Below are 17,107 nucleotides of genomic sequence, written 5' to 3'. Positions count from 1 at the left end.
GAACCGCTACCGACTATTCTCTGGCCAGAACGGGTATATAAATGAAGCAAAGCGAATCAGGATGGTCATATCCGAGAAAGCGGTGATCGTAGTATTCAAAATCGTAGCGGGCATAAAACTGGTCGGATGCGTGTGTCATCCAGCTCCCGTAAATGTATTGATACGTCAGCTTGATATTTTGCACCGGTCCTTTGTGAGGGAACACAAGATAACTAGATGCAGGAAGTGTAAGTGATTCCCGTCCGTCTGTGTCATCATGCTCCGGAGTTTGCATCCCAGCAAAATAAGAAAAGCTCAGCTCCAGCCCAAAAGCATCGGGGTAGCGTAAGACACCATAACGCTTTTTGTTTAGCTGCATGTCGATTGTCTGTCCCAATTGGTTCCAGCAATGGACGATATTATGTAACGAATAAGTAGCTTGAGAGTAGCCTACGAGATGCAGTGCTTCGTGCGACGGGACATAAATGGGCTCAATGGACTGCCGCTGAATATTTTCCAAATACGGTAACTCCATGCGCTCCAGCATCATGTATCTCGGCATTTTTCCAGATCGACGAAGAGCAGAAGGAGGCAGGCCAAAGCGTTTGGTAAAAGCGCGAGTAAAGGCTTCGTGAGAATCAAAGCCGTATGTAAAGGCGACCTCCGTCACGCTCTTTTGTTCCAGCGACAACGCTTTGGCAGCCTCGGTCAAGCGTCTCTTCGAAATGTATTGGCCGACAGTTTCTCCTGTCACGTGATAAAACAAACGCTGAAAATGGTACTTGGAATATCCGGCGGCTGATGCCACTTCATCGAGTGTGACTTTTTCCGTTAACTGTTTTTCGATAAAAGAGAGGGCACAAGTTATTTGTTCCATATAGTTCATGTCGTCACCTGAAAAAGGAAATAAGATCTTTTTTTAGGATACCATATGCCCTGATCTGATTTTTTGTAAAAAAGCTAGAATGTCAAAGAATAGGGAGAGAATACAATGAAGTAGGACAACATTACTGGAGGTAGCCGTGGAGCAGCATCTGGATCTTTTTTTGATGAAATATGGATATGTCGGCATCTTTTTTTCGCTCACACTTGGTGTTGTAGGGCTCCCCATTCCCGATGAGGTACTGATGACGTACGCTGGCTATGCGGTTTCCCGCGGTATTTTGCACATGCCGTTAACGGTGCTGAGCGCCTTTTTGGGAGCGGCAGTAGGGATTTCGATCAGCTATGCCATCGCGTGGAAGTGGGGGCTGCCGTTGCTTATGAAGGTTGGACCGTACTTGCATATTACGCCGAAAAAAATAGAGTCAACCCAAAAGCTGTTTGCCAAGTATGGTCCATACCTGTTGCTCATCGGCTATTTTTTGCCTGGCGTCCGTCATGTTACCGCCTATTTGGCAGGAGTCTCCGCAATGGGGTTTCGACGATTCGCTATTTTTGCTTACGCCGGCGCATTTCTTTGGAGTGTCACTTTTTTACTGTTGGGTCAGGCGCTTGAGAAAGAGTGGCTCAAGGTCGTCGTCTATATACGTCATTACGGCATCACATTTTTGCTAATCGGTTCGGCGATTGGAATGATGGTTTATATTTGGATGAGGTACAGGAACAGCAGCAGGACATAAGGAAGAAGCGTTAGTTCCCGATAATTGACATACTATCGCGGACCAAGCTGACAAATTCCAGCTGTTCCTCACCGGTGGCTGTCGATTCGGCTAGCTTGAGTACGTCGGGAAGAGAGTTTCTTTCCGAATAGGGGCTATCCCGCAATATTTCCGCGTACTCTGCAACGGAAGCCAGGAACGTCAGCTCAGGTGACAGCGCGCTTTGCACTTGCACGGGCTCGGCAATTTCTTCTACTTTTTGGGAAACAGTATTGTGATAGCGAACCCGTACCGTCCCTAGATCTGTTTTTGTAGGGGAAGCAAGCTTGACTTCGTAAAGGGCCGTCACGCTGTGCCCAGCACCGATTTCACCTGCGTCTGTCTTGTCGTTACGAAAATCCTTGTCGCGGACATCGCGGTTCTCATAGCCGATCAAGCGATACGAGTCTACCTTCTTAGGGTCGAATTCCACCTGAATTTTTACGTCACGTGCGATTGTTTGGAGGGTGCCCGTCAATGACTCGTTAAATAAACGGCGCGCCTCCGAAAAAGTATCGATATAGGCGTAATTTCCTTCCCCTTTATTCGAAAGCTGCTCCATAAGGACGTCGTTATAATTTCCCATTCCAAAGCCGAAGGTGCTCAAATAAATGTCTTTTCGTGCATAGTCCTCGATTGAACGTAATATGCCCTCGGCCCCTGTTTCTCCTACGTTAGCCACCCCGTCGGAGCACAGAATTACCCTGTTAATAGCGCCAGGCTTGAAGGATTTGGCCGCCATTTCATAGCCGAGCGTCAGTCCTTCTTCCGCGTTGGTGGAGCCTTCGGGTTGGAGTTCAGCGATTGCAGATAATATCGCGTTTTTGTTTTCAGTAGAGGTAGGAGGCAAAAGAACCCGTCCCTCAGATCCATAAACGACAATTCCTACTGAATCCGTGGGTTGTAGCTCATCCACGAGGACATTCAGACTTCTTTTTACCAGCTCCAATCGGTTTTCCCTATTCATCGAGCCAGATACGTCAATGACAAAGACGAGGTTTGCAGGTTTTCTGTCTTCGGCTGCAATTTCCTTTCCTTTGATGCCTACTCGAACCAATTGGTTGCTTTTCTGAAAAGGTGAGGGGCCGCCATCCACTTTAACGGCAAATGTTTGATTGGTGGGAGCCGGATAAGCTGCTGGAAAATAGTTGATGAATTCTTCCACCCGAACAGCCTCCGCTGGAGGAAGAGTGCCGTCTTGAACAAAACTGCGCATGATCGTGTAGGAGCCAGTATCCACATCTGCGGCGAAGGTAGACAGGCGATCTTTTGCAGTAGAGACAAAAGTATTGGTGCCATAGTCTTTGAAGTACATATCGTTTGTAGGTGGGGGAGATGTCTTTTCCAGGGCGTAATCAGCCAGGGCGGTTGAACTACTGCGTGGACTTGAGCTCAAGGATTCTTTATTCTCGCTTTTCTGGGCAGGTGCTGGTTGCTGGCTCTCACCCGCACCGCTTGTCGCCAATTGTCCATTCGAACTGCACCCAATCAAGGATGCGACCAATATGGTGATGCCACTTACTTTCACGATTTTTCTCATCTTTTGTTATTCCCCCTTTGCCTATGTGACGTGGTAAAAAAAGGAATGTTACAGAAGGAGGAGAAGTAGGCTTGTCCGCAGCAAGAGCTTCACTCGCAACGACAGCCAGGATCGAGTCGTAGCTGCGGCTCCGAGTGGCGAAATGATTTATGTTTGGATTAGTCGGCAATCTTCACTAAAGTGAGGAAGCCGGTCACCGTCGTCGTTCCGTCTGCGAAGCTTTGCAAAAACTGGTCTGCGATACCTCCAGTACGGAATATGTCTACGATGTCACCTGCTACTAATCGGGTGAAAGAGGTAACCATGCCAAATGCATTTCCATCCCCTGCACTATCCGCACTGCTTGATGTTCCGGCAGAGGCCGTAATATTGGCGCCATTCCTTCTGATAATGAAAGACACTTCACTCGCCTGTGCAGTAGTAACACGATAGCTGATGAGATAGATCCCGCTTGCAGGTACGGTCACTTGCCCACCAGCGAGTAAAAAGCCAAGTGAATTGTCTGCATTGGATACATTTAGCGGGACGATCGTATTTGGCGAAATATCGATAGCGGAGGATAGCCAGAAGTTACCGAAAACACTGGAAACAGTACCTGTCGCGCCTATTACACCCGGGGCTCCTGTAGCTCCTGTAACGCCAGTAGCGCCTGTTACCCCCGTGGCCCCGGTCAAGCCGACTCCTGTCGCCCCCGTTATTCCTACTCCAGTAGCGCCAGTCGCCCCCGTAGCCCCTGTTGTTCCTGTTCCACCTCCATCTGCTCCAGTGGCTCCCGTTGGTCCTGTGAGACTAGCAATAAACGATGCTGATAATACGGAATTTAGCTTGTTGTTTAGCAGAATTTCTTTCTTTGTTATCTCTCTGAGTGTATTTACTACACTAGAATTCACGTTCAGCAAATCACTAATGGTTGCAGGGGGACCTGTTAATCCTGGGAGTGTGCCAAGGACATATTGAAGCTTTTCCGCCTCTGCGTTAATGATATGGCTTAACCCAAGCTCTTCTAATGCGATGGATGCGAGTAGCAAGTTTGCGACTTGGCTTTGTGTGATAGTAATGAGCGGGGTAATGTTGGGGATATTTGCTTGTGACAAATGAAACGTCCTCCTTCTTTCTTCATGTCTTTTCATCCTATTCCGATACTGTGCATAAGGGGAGTGGTCGGTTTCATTGTTTTTATTCAGGTACGGTTTACAAGGTGATGCCTTTCTTTCTTGCTCCTTATTCAATCTTCTTGTAATATTAGGAAATATTTGTGGTGTGACGGTCGCTCTAGTCAATGGAAATCAATTACGAAAAGAGGTAGATTGCTGCAAAAATCAATCAAACAAGAGAGGTTATGAAATGAATCTAGGAATTCAAGTCACGCAAAATCAACTGATGGATGTGCTGCTAAATGTTGCGGTAGCTCGTCCAGTATTTATTTGGGGCGCACCGGGAATCGGCAAGTCGTCTCTCGTCGAGGCGTTTGCCGAGCAGGTGGGCCTGACTTGCGTATCGTTATTGGGTAGTCAACTGGCACCTGAGGATATTATCGGTGTCCCGCAGATCGTAGACGGGAAAAGCAGATTTTGCCCACCTGCGCAAATTGCGCGAGAAGAACCGTACTGCTTGTTTCTTGACGAATTGAATGCATGCTCGCAAGAAGTGCAGAAGGCGTTTTACAGTCTGATTCATGAGCGGAGGATCGGGGATTACCATCTGCCAGAAGGGTCCATTGTGATTGGAGCAGGAAACAGGGCGCAGGATAGCGCGATTGTCAAACCGATGTCATCTGCTCTGATCAATCGGATGTTCCACGTCCAATTGCTAGTCTCGTATGAACAATGGATGAAGTGGGCGTACAGCAACGGCATCCATTCCTACGTGCTGCAATTTTTGGAGGTGCGCCCGGACTATTTGTGGTCGCAGCCACCGAAGAGCGAGGAACCGTTTTCTACTCCGCGTTCCTGGCACATGCTATCTGATGCCCTGAACGAATTCGGTGAGAACTTGACGACAGAGATGGTGGGGGTACTAGCCTACGGATGCTTGACGCCCCAGCATGCTGCTCAATTTCGGGCTTTTCACAAGAACATTCAGGGCAAATACCAGCTCAACCGTATTTTGGAGGGAGAGGCTTCTTTCCCAACGGCTCCAGAAGATCGGGACGTCCTGTATTTTCTGGCCGATTCTTTCCGTTCGCAAATCAAAAAAGAACTGCCAGCGGATAAAGCCTCCGTTGGGGAGCAGCATAAACGGTTTGCGCACCGAGCGAAAGCTCTCTTGAAGGAGCTCGCGTCCATCTCACTGGAAATGGCACAGATGATAGTGGCGCGACACGAGGATGGGGACGGATTGCCAGACTGGTTCGTCGTGGAGGTCATTCGTGATTTACCGCGATTGGCCATGGACAGGAAGGGCAAATAGCCAATGGCCCGTGGAGTTAAAAACGACCCGTCGACGCAAAACTACGAGCAGGCCGTACATTTTTTGAGTCATCACCCGATGTTTGGTCCACTGTCCTCGCGAGCGCACTTTACTCGTTCCGAGAGAAGTATATGTCCAGATAACGGTTGGGTAGTCGTGACCCGGGAAGGCAGCTTGTACGCGCATCCGAAGCGCAGAGGCGAAGTCGGGGAATGGATTTATGTTCTCGCACATGCGCTGCTGCATTTGGGCTTCGGACATTTTGTGGAAAAAGAGCAGCCGATTTTGTGGAACATCGCATGTGATTGTTATATTACGCGTTTTTTGAGAGATATGAAGCTGGGGAGGCCTCCTGCTGAAATGGCTTTTGAGCTGGATAAATCGGGAAAGAGCGAAGAAGAGCTGTATGACTGGTTCGTGATGCATGGGGTGCCAGAGCATTTGAAGCTGTATGGAACGGGCGGGGAAAAACAGGCAGATATGCTTTTCTCGGATAAATATGTCCGGTACACCTACAATCGAGATGTGAAGTGGGAGCGGCTCTTGGGAATCGGGCTGTCGCAAGCGGTGCAAAGTGCTGTCAGCGTAGCGGGCGGCTATTCCGATGCTCTCGGGAATGAAGAGAACCAGCTGTCTGAGGCACAAAAGGCCAAACGTTGGTTCATCAATCATTATCCATTGCTGGCTTCCTTAGCAAGTCATTTCACGATTATCGAGGATTCGCAGATCTGCCAACGGCTACAAATCTCGGTGGCAGCCATTGATGTCACATCCAACGAAATCTTCATCAATCCTGCGGCGGGCTTGGATGAAGAGGAATGCAAATTCGTGATGGCACATGAGCTACTGCACGCAGGGCTTCGCCACCATGAGCGCTGCCAAGGACGCGACCCGTATTACTGGAATGTCAGCTGCGATTACGTGATTAATCAATGGCTGATGGAACTCGGTGTGGGACGTTTCCCGCAAATTGGCGGACTGTACGACCCAGACTTGAAGGGACTCTCGGCAGAGGCGATTTACGATCGGATCGTGACAGACATGCGTACGTATCGCAAGCTCTACACCTTACGAGGAATCGGCATGGGCGATATTCTGGATGGCGACGATCCGCGTTTTTGGGAAAAGGGCCCGGGAACGACGCTGGATGACTTTTATCGCAATGCGATGTCGCAAGGCTTGATTTACCATCAGGAGAAAGGGAGAGGGCTTTTGCCTGCGGGCTTGGTAGAAGAGATTCGCGCCTTGGGGCAACCGCCTATTCCGTGGGATGTTCAGCTTGCTCGTTGGTTTGACGAGCATTTTCCGCCGTTGGAAAAGAGCCGCACGTATGCAAGGGCAAGCCGCAGACAGTCCTCTACACCTGACATTGCCCGTCCTGCCTGGAGCTTTCGGGAAACGGATCAGCTGGCACGCACGTTTGGCGTCGTGATTGATACATCCGGCTCGATGGATACCAAACTGCTCGGCAAAGCATTGGGGGCGATCGCGAGCTATAGTGAAGCGCGAGATGTTCCGTATGCGCGCGTGGTCTTTTGTGATGCGCAGGCGCATGATGCGGGCTACCTTTCTCCCGAGGACATTGCAGGTCGCGTCAAAGTCAAAGGACGCGGGGGAACGATCCTGCAGCCGGGCATTGACATGCTGGAGAAAGCAACTGATTTTCCAAAGGACGGACCGATTTTGATCATTACCGATGGGGAATGTGATCGGATCAAAGTAACTCGTAGTCATGCCATCATGCTGCCGAAGGGAAGTAACCTGCCGTTCGTGGCGAGAGGACCGGTATTTCGAATGGAATAGCAAGGTTTAGGCTCCGTATCGATGCGGAGCCTTTTTCACGATCTTTTTACAATGAAAGGGTGAGAAACGCGATAAAATAGCATGTATGATGAGGCGGAAAGCGGAGAGGGGTACAGCACAGTGAAGAATAATCTCTTAGAAGAAACCGGGCACCAAATAAGTAGATGGGAAGCTGTGCGTGAAGTTTTGCTCGTTTCTACCAAGCTGGGATTGACTTCATTCGGCGGTCCCATCGCGCATCTCGGGTATTTTCACAACGAATACATTCGTCGAAGAAAATGGATGGATGAGCAAAGCTACGCGGATTTGGTTGCGCTTTGTCAGTTCCTCCCTGGTCCCGCAAGCAGCCAGATAGGGATCGGAATCGGAATCATGCGAGCCGGATTGTGGGGAGGGGTTGCAGCATGGATCGGCTTCACTCTGCCTTCGGTATTGGCCCTCCTGATCTTTGCGTTCACTTTACAAGGAGTGGACAGTGGCAGTGCTTCTTGGATTCACGGTCTCAAATTAGTAGCTGTCGCGATTGTTGCTCATGCCGTATGGGGGATGGGACAAAAGCTTGCCTCGGATCGAACACGGGTGACGATTGCGATCAGCGCTGCTACCATCACGCTGTTGTGGCATTCTGCATGGAGTCAGGTCACAGTCATGATTCTAGCAGGAATAGCAGGGTTGCTTATCTTCCGGCAACAAAAAGTTTTGGATCTTCCTGAATTTCGTGTGCCGATCAGTCGTGCACTAGCGATTGCCTGCTGGATCGTTTTCTTCGGACTTTTGCTTGTGCTGCCCATCCTCCGAGAGAGTATAGGCTTTTCCTTGCTAGCTTTGTTTGAGAGCTTTTACCGTGCGGGCTCACTTGTTTTTGGTGGGGGTCACGTTGTATTGCCTTTGCTTGCGAGGGAGGTGATCCCGACAGGCTGGATCACGCAAGAAGCTTTTTTGACGGGCTACGGGGCTACGCAAGCAGTACCGGGGCCGTTGTTTACGTTTGCCGCTTATCTGGGAGCAATGATTGCAGGAGGAATCGGTGCAGTAGTGGCTACGATTGCGATTTTTCTACCGTCCTTTTTACTCGTCATTGGCGCATTGCCATTTTGGAATGCCTTGAGAAGAAATTCGAAAATCCAGGGAATGCTGGTAGGTGTGAATGCAGCAGTCGTCGGGATTTTACTGGCAGCCCTGTACGATCCGATTTGGACGAGTACCATTCTTGCTCCGCTGGATTTTGCGGTAGCGGCTATATTGTTTATCATGCTGGAGCACTGGAAGCTGCCGCCATGGCTGGTTGTGGTTACGGGGGCTTTGAGCGGATGGTTGCTTTCAGTTGCTTAGTTTCAGGTGAAAAATATAGCAAATCCTTCTCAATGCGGAGAGGGATTTTTTTGGAGCGAAGATAGGTAATTTAATTAATGGTGAATAAAAAGTACCGTCTCCCACAAACTAATTGCAGTCATATACGAAAGCGGGGAAGTGAAATGCTCCAAAATACCTGGATTTACTACGGTATTTTTGCTCTTATTTTTTTAGCAGGTTTATTATTGACGATACGTTTTATAAAGAGGCAAGAATCGAAGGAATTGGATCACAACATAAGCCAAACGACAGTAAAGCATAAAGTTTTGGGAAATGTCGGGATGCTTGTTTATATTGCAGCTTTTGCCGTTCTGCTAGTTGTTGTGCTAATTTCAATCCTTGTATATTCTTAGCTTCTGGAGGCTGATATTTTAATGGAAAAAAAACGATACTACGTTTCTGTTCAAGCCGGGACTATTTTGGAAAACCAAGGTGACGCAACGTATGAGTTTGAAATAGAAGCAACCGACTTGCAAGTGCATGCACTGAGAACCTTGTTTGACCAAAGGACTGAGTATGAGTTTGGTACATTCTTGCGTGGTCATGTCGTAGCGATTCCTTATCACTTTGATACCGAAAATGATGTTTATGATGAGTGTCTACAGCAAATTTACACTACGCTCTATGAGTGTGGGACAGAAGTAACCAAGAATCACATTCAATCGATGGGCGTTATGAATGCCTCTCATATGTAAACGATGACGATGACTAGACGCCTACAAGGGGCGTCTTTTTTTGATACTAGACGACAGTTGTAAACAGAAATGAACTTTCGTTGACTTGTATGAAAGCGTTCCTATGTTTTCTTTATGGTTTTTTAACAGCTATGTAAATGAAAATTTACATCTTTCTACTATAGTGAAAAAGTAAAACATGTGATGAGAGCGGAGGAAGTAATTGGGAAGAAGATAATGCTAGCAACTGCTCCCCTTATGCTGTGTTTCGTTAGTGTTGTTCTCCCACGCCCTTGAATTAGGCGTGAGCACACTCGAGCTCGATGTACAAATCACGGAGGACAAGTAGGCTGTTATTACGCATGACCGCAAGATTTCGGGTGTCAAGTGCCGGGACACAGGCCCACTTTTCGCTGGCGATCCTGAGTACCCGTACGTTGGCAAATACATAAAGGACCTCACTCTCGACCATGTGCGCACGCTGGACTTTGGCACTGACGAACCGTGCGGAATTCTTGCTGCCTGGTCAACCGGAGCTTCACCGTGGCTGGGCGGAATCGACATTGACGACTTTGGAGGAGACCTCGTGGCGGCGGCACACTCGTTCGGTGCAGACGCGATCTCTCCTGTGCATGGCTCTCCACAAAACGGCAAAGTCACCGACGAGAATGATGCACCTACGATGAACAAGCTGATCAACGATGGCGTAGACGGGATCATAACGGATTACCTGGACCGTCTGCGTGAGGTCATGGAGCAGCGTGGCCTGAAGCAACCGAATAGCTACAAGACTCCCAAAAAAGAAAAGTAAAAAGAAGACCAGTCCATTCGGGCTGGTCTTTTCTTGCATTCACGGGACATAGCCATAGCCAGGATATTCGACTACAGGCCATTTATCCTTACGTAAAGCATCTAATAGTTCAGGACCTACACACAAGTTGGAAGCGACGAGTTCATGCGGGGTGAGCGCCATCCATTGATTCAGTGACACATCGACAAAGCGGTCGCTCTTGAACATTTCCAAAAACCACACTGTTTCCGTCCCGGTATTTTGGATATAATGCCCCGTCGCAAAAGGAACATAACCAACATCACCTGCTTGGTAGTCAAAAGTTCGAGCGTTTCCGTTTCCGATAAAAACAGTCATCCGCGCTTGGCCTGAAATGTAATATTGCCACTCATCGTTATTGGGATGCCAATGCAGCTCTCTCATGGCCCCGGGACGGACCTCTACGAGTGCTGCCGCGATTGTTTTGGAGATCGGAAAGTTGCGGGAATCGACGATGCGTACACTACCACCAGGTGTAATGAGGGGACGCTGGGCGAGTAAACGATGAGAAAAAGGGAGGGGGACGTTTCCGTACGGAGATTCCACTTCATCTGCTTCGATGGAACCCGGAACCTCGCTCTGATATATGTACACTTGCTTGTCGGGAATGTCGGCAAAGGCTGATTCTGGTACACCGAAATTTGCGGAAAGCACATCTGTTGGCGTATGAGCAAACCAATCGGAGATCGATAGCGTATTCAGATCAGAAAAATGCCCATCGTCGAAAACGAGCAAAAACTCGCAGCCTTCCTCAAGCCCTTGAATCGAGTGGGGGATGCCGGGAGGGAAATACCACAGATCGCCTTTCCCGATATCGGCGATAAAATTCCGTCCACGTTGGTCAACCGATGTAATTCGTGCACGGCCGAGCAGCATATAAGCCCACTCCGCCTGCTGATGCCAGTGCAGCTCGCGCACACCGCCTGGCGTCAGGCTCATGTTTACACCCGCAAGTGTAGTGGCGATTGGCAGCTCGCGAATGGTGATTTCACGGGACCAGCCGCCATGATTTAATGTCATCGAGGCATCTGAGAAGGAAAATTTCAGATTGGGCAGCAGGCCCGCATCTGTGACGGGAGGAACGAGCATATTCGGATTTTGCCGATCACGCATCACGTTCCGTGGGCCGAGATCGACCCACCCGGTCCCGTCACTTCTCATCGGCTGCGGAATTTGATTCCCTTTGTCTGGCGGATTCATTCGGGGCAACCTCCTTCATCCTTGGACAGGCATAGGTTTTGTCGTACTTCATCCACTAACCATGCCTATGCATCGGCTTGCCCGTTATGCAAACATCCAAGCCGTTCTACCGTTTCTATGGGTGATTCTGTATAATTTGAGGAGTGACTGACAAATTGATAATTTTAGGATGGGTATAAAGATGAATAAGATTCCAAACGATCAATGGCTAGCACGATATGAACAAAAAAAACCGATGTTAGAGCCCCAAATTGATTTACACACCTATTTCACATCAACAAAGATCAGTGGGAAACCAATCAGCTTGCTTTCATTGGGGGAAATCACGATTCCCACTGGAGACATCATCGTTCGTGATCCGCTTGTGTATCTGGAGAGAAATAGTGCCCCGTATTTTCGAAAAGTCCCTACCGGAACCTTCCCATTAACCGTTTGTGTGGTAACCGTTGAAGAAGACCACTACAGGTATGCAGCTGCTAAGGTGGAGTTCACAGAGAAAACTCCCCAAAAATTTACGGAAGCCCTCATTGGAAACGAGGATCTCGAAAATCTAGGAGAAGGCGAATATTTTGGGTTTAATGTGGATGCAGGCCTGGCTACTGTGGTAGATGTCAAAACGAGAGATGCTTATCTGGAATTTTATGATCGATGGAAAAAAGACAATCCAGAGGGCAATATTTATGATGAATATTTCGCTGGGGTTTTTGCACAAAGTTACAAAGACAATCCCAAATACCAAAGAAGCGCTGGAGACTATATAAACTGGACGATACCAGGCACCGATTTATCCGTTCCGATGATTCAGACGGGATTTGGAGACGGAGCCTATCCTGTCTATTTTGGGTTAGATGAAAACGATCAAATATGCCAGCTGGTGATGCAATTCATTTGTATGGAACTTGCATTTGGTGAGGATGACAGTGAAGACGAAAGCTAGCCACTCACCAACTATTTTTGGAAGCAGTGTCTCGCTTATCTTTCTTTGGAAATAGAAAATAGCTGGCTGTAATCAACAGATCAATCCCCAGAACAACAGTCCATAGCCGGAGAATATGCCATAAAGAAGCCGTTCGCTCCGCATCATGGATAAAGTAGATGGTCCCCGCTAAGAGAGCCGCCCCAATTACATAAGAGAAGAGATGTCTAAACCAGCTTTTGGCGTAATGCTTGGCATACTCCATGCCGTATAACTTGGGCTTCGCCGTACCTTGCTTGGTGACGTACTGCTGAAATTTTTCATCCGCCCATTGAATCATGCTTTTCCCAAACGCAAGTGATACCCCGATATAAACGGCAGCCAACGCATGAGGAATCGTAGCGGTAGCCCCACGATACAAATCCACGCTCGTAACGACGAGCAAAACTACATCAACAACAGGCGTCAGGGCGAGAAGAAAGAGCCCGGCCTTTTTTTGTTTGAGCACGTACCTTGTGAAAAGACCAAGTACAATGACCACCCAAAATGCAATTTCACATGCGACAATCATCCATGCAACAAAATTCACTATAATAGGTCTCCTTTTCGGAAGTTTATTCTCCTGTATGAGAAGTTTTTATAATACAACTGTGCTATCAAAAAGAATTTTATCATCAAACTTTAAATAATACAATCGTATTATCAACGTTGCTTGTCCCCTACAAATCTTGTTAAAATACAACTATGCCAAAAATAATCGATCATGAGAAAAGAAGAGAACAAATAGCAGAAGCAACGTGGCGTGTTATTGTCGAGCAAGGAATGGAGGGAGCAACGGTAAGGGGCATAGCAAAAGAAGCAGGACTTTCATTAGGTGCTCTGCGACATTACTTTGCAACACAGGATGAACTGTTGATGTATGCCATGCAGCTCGTAAAAGAGAGGGCAATCGCTCGAATTGCTGAAATCTCCGCGAATGAAGAATGGGCGCCAAAAGAGAGAATCACCAAAATCTTGCTGGAGCTTCTCCCTACGAATCAAGAAAAGATGGTCGAAATGGAAGTGTGGTTTGCTTTTACCGTGTACTTCCGACACAAGAAAGAAGGCTTTGATGCACAGCACGACGGGATCTATGCCGCCGTCCGCAAGCTGTTGGACTCTGCTGATCAACTGAATCTATTACGTAAAGAGCTGGATAAAGAGATGGAAGCAGAAAAGCTCTATGCCGTCATCGATGGTCTGGCGCTGCATGCCTATCTTGAACCGGAGCGTGTCAATGGGGAATGGATTACAAAAGTGTTAGAGCATCATCTTGCATCCTTGTTTCAATAACGGTCTTTACACTTCTTTTACGAAAAAGATGGTCCATTCTTCATACAAGATAAGAAACACATACAAACAAGCCCATAAAGAAAAGCAATCGGATCAAGGAAAGGTTGATCTGATTGCTTTTTTTCGTCGTGTGCGCTGGTTTACAAAGAACACAATGGGCTTTGATACGCAGTTAACAATGCTGGATTACGATGAGTGTACAAACATTTTTGAACAAAAATTAGATTGTTGGTGTGAATATGAAAAAAATGACAATTGTCCAATAAAGATTGAATGATGAAGGGGTTTTCAACATGTCGAGTATTATGCTGAAGTCATTGTCCAAGCAATATACCAACGATAGATACACCCTGGACGATATCAGTCTGGAAATCAAAGACAAAGAGTTCCTGGTGTTATTGGGACCGTCCGGATGTGGAAAATCTACGTTACTCAGAATGATTGCCGGGATTGAAGAGATCACCCAAGGCGATGTGTACATTGGTGATGTTTGTGTCAATGAAGTGGAGCCAAAGGATCGGGGAGTTGCGATGGTGTTTCAAAACTATGCCCTTTATCCGCATATGACCGTATACGAAAACATGGCATACGGCCTGAAAATAAAAAAGATCAAAAAAGCAGAGCGAGAAAAGCGCATCAAGGCAGCAGCGGATATTTTGCAAATTGATCATTTGTTGAAACGGTTCCCCAGCCAATTGTCTGGTGGGCAAAAACAGAGGGTCGCAATCGGGCGGGCCATCGTGAAGGAGCCAAAAGTCTTTTTGATGGACGAGCCGTTGTCCAATCTGGATGCCAAGCTGCGAAATGAAATGAGGATTGAGATCAAAAAGCTGCATGAACGCTTGGATTCGACGTTCATTTACGTGACTCATGACCAGGTGGAGGCGGTTACCTTAGGGGATCGAATCGCGATTATGGCAGAAGGCAAGTTCCGACAAATCGGAACGCCGATGGAAATCATCGATTGCCCAGTGGATATGTTCGTTGCCAATTTCATCAGTTCACCTCCCATCAATTATATGGAAGCGAGTCTGATTCAGCGAGATGGCCGGGTATATGTGGAGGTAGACGGGGTGCCGCTGGAAACCAAACTCCCGCTCGCCGTGATAGAACAAGCTCCTGAGATTGTAGCGGGAGTCAGACCAGAGCATTGCTTTCTCACCGAAAACAGTGAAGATGCACTCGTCATGGAGGTACTGTTCACGGAAATTATCGGAACGGATGTGTTGGTCCATCTGACGTATAAAGGGAGCAATTTTATCGTGAAAAAAAGCTTTACCCAGACGTATGCAAAGGGTCAAAAGGTGAACGTAGGGATTAGCGCTGACCATGTCCATGTATTTGACAAGCGTACGCAAATGAATCTGAGGTGCCGCCCATGAATGTACTCATCTCGTTAGACGGCATCAGCTATCAAAGCTTTGAACCTTATGCGCAGCAGTGGATAGAAAACGGTTACTCCTTCTGTCAAAAACTGATCACGACGTTTCCCTCGGTCACATTTACCGCGCATGCGGCAGCGATGACTGGGAGCCAACCGGGTAAGCATGGTGTTTTTGATAATATCGTAGCTTGCCAAGAAACGATGGAAAGAGTGGCGTTGTACGGCGACCACGAGATTCTTTGCAACGAAGCACTTCATAAGCAGACGATTTTTCATTCGTTGGCGAGACAGGCAGGGACGAGCTGCTGCATTCATTGGCCCATGACGTCCGGAAATCCGTATATTCACCATTTGATTACGGAATCCGGCAGCAAAAAAAAGCTGAAGTCAAAGGTTTCAATAGAGGAAATCGATCATGTCGCACTACGTGAAACGATGCAGGCGATCAAAACGGAAACCTATGATTTTATCGCGGCAAGGTTTGTCGGTTATGATGCGCTGTCGCACCAATATGGAAAAGACTCTTCTGAGGCAATGCGGTGCCTAAAGGAGCTGCTTACGTATCTCGATCAAATCGAGCAAACGTTGAAAAAGACACAAAAACCATTCAACCTGATCATTTTCTCGGATCATGGTCAAAGCGATATTCACTCGTTTTTTTACCCGAATGAGATTTTGGCCAAAAGCCAGTGGAAGCAGCATTTTCGAAACAAACAAATCAAATTCGCAGGGGACGGCAGCGGGGCGTTGTTGTTTTATAGCTCGTTGGATTATCAGCAAAACAAAGAAATCATGGCGTTTTTTGAACAGATGCCAGAAGTACATCACTTTTACGAGCTGGCAGGGGAAACTCCTTCAACGTGCAGGCCATTCGGTATCCTCGATTTGAAGCATACAGTATGCGGCGAAGATATCGCGTTTCCCGAACAGCCGAAATACAAGGAGATGAAAAGCCTGCACGGGTATCATCCCGCCAATGTCGATGAGATGAATGGATTTCTCTTGTGCTTAGGGGATGCGTTTACGAAAAGCAAAGTGATGGAAGAAACAAACATCGAGAACATTGCACCCACACTGGCGCAGTTGTTCCGAATCACTCATCCATGTGACGGGCAACCGATCAAAGATATCTTCAAGGAGTACGAGTAAATGGGCAGACCAATCAGCAAAACGATCAAGGATAACGCATGGTCGCTTGGGTTACTTTTGCCGACACTGATTCCGTTAGTTATTTTTTGGATCTACCCCATGATCAAAACGTTCCAAATCAGTTTTACCGACTGGAACTATATATCACCTGACTACAACTACGTAGGGCTGGAAAACTACCAAAACTTGATGAGCGATGCTTTCTTCGGGAAGGTGCTGTTGAACACGCTTGTGTTTACCTTTTTTACAGTCGTTCCGCCGATTCTTTTCGGGCTGTTCGTAGCAATCAGGTTAAACAAAATACAGAAGCTGCGCCATTTCTTTGTGGCGAGTGCCTTTTCATCGTGGATCACGCCAACTGTGGTTGTGTCCATGGTATGGGTCAGCATATTCGATACCGATTCGGGGATTGTCAATTATGTCCTGAAAGGTTTCGGTATGGAGCCAGTAAAGTGGCTGGGTGGACAAACGACCGCGATGATTGTCGTCATGATCGTCACCATCTGGCAGTACATGGGGCTGGGGATCTTATTGCTTTCCTCTGCTCTCGCAAAATTGGACCCGGAAGTAGAGAAAGCGAATGATTTGGATGGAGGGAGAGGATTACGAAAATTATTCAGAATCACCTTGCCTGCGATCTCACCAATTCTTGTTTTTCTGTTCGTCTTTTTTACGCTGAATTCGCTCAAAGCCTATGATCAGATTTATATTTTGACGCAGGGTGGACCTTCAGGAGCGACTTCGACCATCTTGTACTACTTCTACGTGCTCGCTTTTGAATATTTTGAAACCGGACCAGCTTCAGCGTTGGCGATGATTTTCTTGGTTATGTGTCTATTGATTAGCGCATTGAATTTCTTCTTGTCCAAACTACTGTTTACCAAATGAGGTGGGAGCTT

Annotated in this window: 16 protein-coding genes; 11 read left to right on the top strand and 5 right to left on the bottom strand. The window is 47.6% G+C overall.

Features of this window, described 5'->3' with window-relative positions; translation table 11 throughout:
* Positions 1-13: 13 nt before the first annotated feature.
* On the bottom strand, positions 14-865 hold the full coding sequence (locus tag ACQ5DJ_RS00145; protein WP_429840658.1) for a helix-turn-helix domain-containing protein: 852 nt from the start codon (positions 863-865) through the stop codon (positions 14-16).
* A 124-nt stretch (positions 866-989) separates the two neighbouring features.
* Here ACQ5DJ_RS00145 and ACQ5DJ_RS00140 point away from each other — a divergent pair, with 124 nt between their 5' ends.
* Positions 990-1,601, top strand: coding sequence for a DedA family protein (locus ACQ5DJ_RS00140; RefSeq protein ID WP_429840830.1), 612 nt, complete (start codon positions 990-992; stop codon positions 1,599-1,601).
* Positions 1,602-1,611: 10 nt separating this feature from the next.
* Here the strand turns inward: ACQ5DJ_RS00140 and ACQ5DJ_RS00135 are convergent, their stop codons facing one another.
* Positions 1,612-3,159 (bottom strand): vWA domain-containing protein, encoded by a 1,548-nt coding sequence (locus ACQ5DJ_RS00135; protein WP_429840657.1) that lies wholly within the window; start codon positions 3,157-3,159, stop codon positions 1,612-1,614.
* 158 nt (positions 3,160-3,317) lie between these two features.
* On the bottom strand, positions 3,318-4,253 hold the full coding sequence (locus tag ACQ5DJ_RS00130) for a hypothetical protein (RefSeq protein ID WP_429840656.1): 936 nt from the start codon (positions 4,251-4,253) through the stop codon (positions 3,318-3,320).
* A gap of 250 nt (positions 4,254-4,503) precedes the next feature.
* Here ACQ5DJ_RS00130 and ACQ5DJ_RS00125 point away from each other — a divergent pair, with 250 nt between their 5' ends.
* The 5 genes from ACQ5DJ_RS00125 to ACQ5DJ_RS00105 all read left to right on the top strand — a co-directional run bounded on the left by ACQ5DJ_RS00125 (position 4,504) and on the right by ACQ5DJ_RS00105 (position 10,209).
* Positions 4,504-5,568 carry an AAA family ATPase gene (locus tag ACQ5DJ_RS00125; protein WP_429840655.1) on the top strand — a complete coding sequence of 355 codons (1,065 nt, stop codon included), beginning with the start codon at positions 4,504-4,506 and terminating at the stop codon, positions 5,566-5,568.
* Between the two features lie 3 nt (positions 5,569-5,571).
* Positions 5,572-7,371 (top strand): vWA domain-containing protein, encoded by a 1,800-nt coding sequence (locus ACQ5DJ_RS00120; protein WP_429840654.1) that lies wholly within the window; start codon positions 5,572-5,574, stop codon positions 7,369-7,371.
* A gap of 120 nt (positions 7,372-7,491) precedes the next feature.
* Positions 7,492-8,703 carry a chromate transporter gene (locus tag ACQ5DJ_RS00115; RefSeq protein ID WP_429840653.1) on the top strand — a complete coding sequence of 404 codons (1,212 nt, stop codon included), beginning with the start codon at positions 7,492-7,494 and terminating at the stop codon, positions 8,701-8,703.
* A 395-nt stretch (positions 8,704-9,098) separates the two neighbouring features.
* Complete coding sequence (locus ACQ5DJ_RS00110; RefSeq protein ID WP_429840652.1) at positions 9,099-9,419, top strand: hypothetical protein; 321 nt, start codon at positions 9,099-9,101, stop codon at positions 9,417-9,419.
* A 451-nt stretch (positions 9,420-9,870) separates the two neighbouring features.
* Positions 9,871-10,209, top strand: coding sequence for a hypothetical protein (locus ACQ5DJ_RS00105; protein ID WP_429840651.1), 339 nt, complete (start codon positions 9,871-9,873; stop codon positions 10,207-10,209).
* 39 nt (positions 10,210-10,248) lie between these two features.
* Here ACQ5DJ_RS00105 and ACQ5DJ_RS00100 read toward each other — a convergent pair whose 3' ends face one another.
* On the bottom strand, positions 10,249-11,427 hold the full coding sequence (locus ACQ5DJ_RS00100; RefSeq protein ID WP_429840650.1) for an oxalate decarboxylase family bicupin: 1,179 nt from the start codon (positions 11,425-11,427) through the stop codon (positions 10,249-10,251).
* 181 nt (positions 11,428-11,608) lie between these two features.
* Here ACQ5DJ_RS00100 and ACQ5DJ_RS00095 point away from each other — a divergent pair, with 181 nt between their 5' ends.
* Positions 11,609-12,364, top strand: coding sequence for a DUF4241 domain-containing protein (locus ACQ5DJ_RS00095; RefSeq protein ID WP_429840649.1), 756 nt, complete (start codon positions 11,609-11,611; stop codon positions 12,362-12,364).
* Between the two features lie 4 nt (positions 12,365-12,368).
* Here ACQ5DJ_RS00095 and ACQ5DJ_RS00090 read toward each other — a convergent pair whose 3' ends face one another.
* Positions 12,369-12,932: a hypothetical protein gene (locus ACQ5DJ_RS00090; protein ID WP_429840648.1), complete on the bottom strand. Its 564-nt coding sequence runs from the start codon at positions 12,930-12,932 to the stop codon at positions 12,369-12,371.
* Between the two features lie 155 nt (positions 12,933-13,087).
* On the opposite strand from ACQ5DJ_RS00090, the gene ACQ5DJ_RS00085 reads away from it, so the two are divergent.
* The 4 genes from ACQ5DJ_RS00085 to ACQ5DJ_RS00070 all read left to right on the top strand — a co-directional run bounded on the left by ACQ5DJ_RS00085 (position 13,088) and on the right by ACQ5DJ_RS00070 (position 17,096).
* Entirely contained in the window at positions 13,088-13,675 is a 588-nt protein-coding gene (locus ACQ5DJ_RS00085) for a TetR/AcrR family transcriptional regulator (RefSeq protein WP_429840647.1), read from the top strand.
* Between the two features lie 293 nt (positions 13,676-13,968).
* The gene (locus ACQ5DJ_RS00080) at positions 13,969-15,057 is read left to right on the top strand and encodes an ABC transporter ATP-binding protein (RefSeq protein ID WP_429840646.1); all 1,089 of its coding nucleotides are present in this window, start codon (positions 13,969-13,971) and stop codon (positions 15,055-15,057) included.
* Positions 15,054-16,208: an alkaline phosphatase family protein gene (locus ACQ5DJ_RS00075; protein ID WP_429840645.1), complete on the top strand. Its 1,155-nt coding sequence runs from the start codon at positions 15,054-15,056 to the stop codon at positions 16,206-16,208. Before ACQ5DJ_RS00080 ends, ACQ5DJ_RS00075 begins: the two co-directional genes overlap by 4 nt.
* Positions 16,209-17,096 (top strand): carbohydrate ABC transporter permease, encoded by an 888-nt coding sequence (locus ACQ5DJ_RS00070; RefSeq protein ID WP_429840644.1) that lies wholly within the window; start codon positions 16,209-16,211, stop codon positions 17,094-17,096.
* The last annotated feature ends 11 nt before the right edge of the window (positions 17,097-17,107 follow it).

Origin of the sequence: Brevibacillus sp. FIR094 (assembly GCF_050477165.1) — a bacterium.
Classification (GTDB): domain Bacteria; phylum Bacillota; class Bacilli; order Brevibacillales; family Brevibacillaceae; genus Brevibacillus.
The sequence above is the reverse complement of the archived record's forward strand: the minus strand, read 5'-3'. Positions and strand labels throughout refer to the sequence as shown.

What these genes read in the sequence shown, in the direction of transcription:
- ACQ5DJ_RS00100 (WP_429840650.1), bottom strand. Translation starts at nt 11,427, where the DNA reads ATGAATCCGCCAGACAAAGGGAATCAAATTCCGCAGCCGATGAGAAGT.
- ACQ5DJ_RS00110 (WP_429840652.1), top strand. Translation starts at nt 9,099, where the DNA reads ATGGAAAAAAAACGATACTACGTTTCTGTTCAAGCCGGGACTATTTTG.
- ACQ5DJ_RS00075 (WP_429840645.1), top strand. Translation starts at nt 15,054, where the DNA reads ATGAATGTACTCATCTCGTTAGACGGCATCAGCTATCAAAGCTTTGAA.
- ACQ5DJ_RS00120 (WP_429840654.1), top strand. Translation starts at nt 5,572, where the DNA reads ATGGCCCGTGGAGTTAAAAACGACCCGTCGACGCAAAACTACGAGCAG.
- ACQ5DJ_RS00135 (WP_429840657.1), bottom strand. Translation starts at nt 3,159, where the DNA reads ATGAGAAAAATCGTGAAAGTAAGTGGCATCACCATATTGGTCGCATCC.
- ACQ5DJ_RS00080 (WP_429840646.1), top strand. Translation starts at nt 13,969, where the DNA reads ATGTCGAGTATTATGCTGAAGTCATTGTCCAAGCAATATACCAACGAT.
- ACQ5DJ_RS00145 (WP_429840658.1), bottom strand. Translation starts at nt 865, where the DNA reads ATGAACTATATGGAACAAATAACTTGTGCCCTCTCTTTTATCGAAAAA.
- ACQ5DJ_RS00085 (WP_429840647.1), top strand. Translation starts at nt 13,088, where the DNA reads ATGCCAAAAATAATCGATCATGAGAAAAGAAGAGAACAAATAGCAGAA.
- ACQ5DJ_RS00095 (WP_429840649.1), top strand. Translation starts at nt 11,609, where the DNA reads ATGAATAAGATTCCAAACGATCAATGGCTAGCACGATATGAACAAAAA.
- ACQ5DJ_RS00070 (WP_429840644.1), top strand. Translation starts at nt 16,209, where the DNA reads ATGGGCAGACCAATCAGCAAAACGATCAAGGATAACGCATGGTCGCTT.
- ACQ5DJ_RS00125 (WP_429840655.1), top strand. Translation starts at nt 4,504, where the DNA reads ATGAATCTAGGAATTCAAGTCACGCAAAATCAACTGATGGATGTGCTG.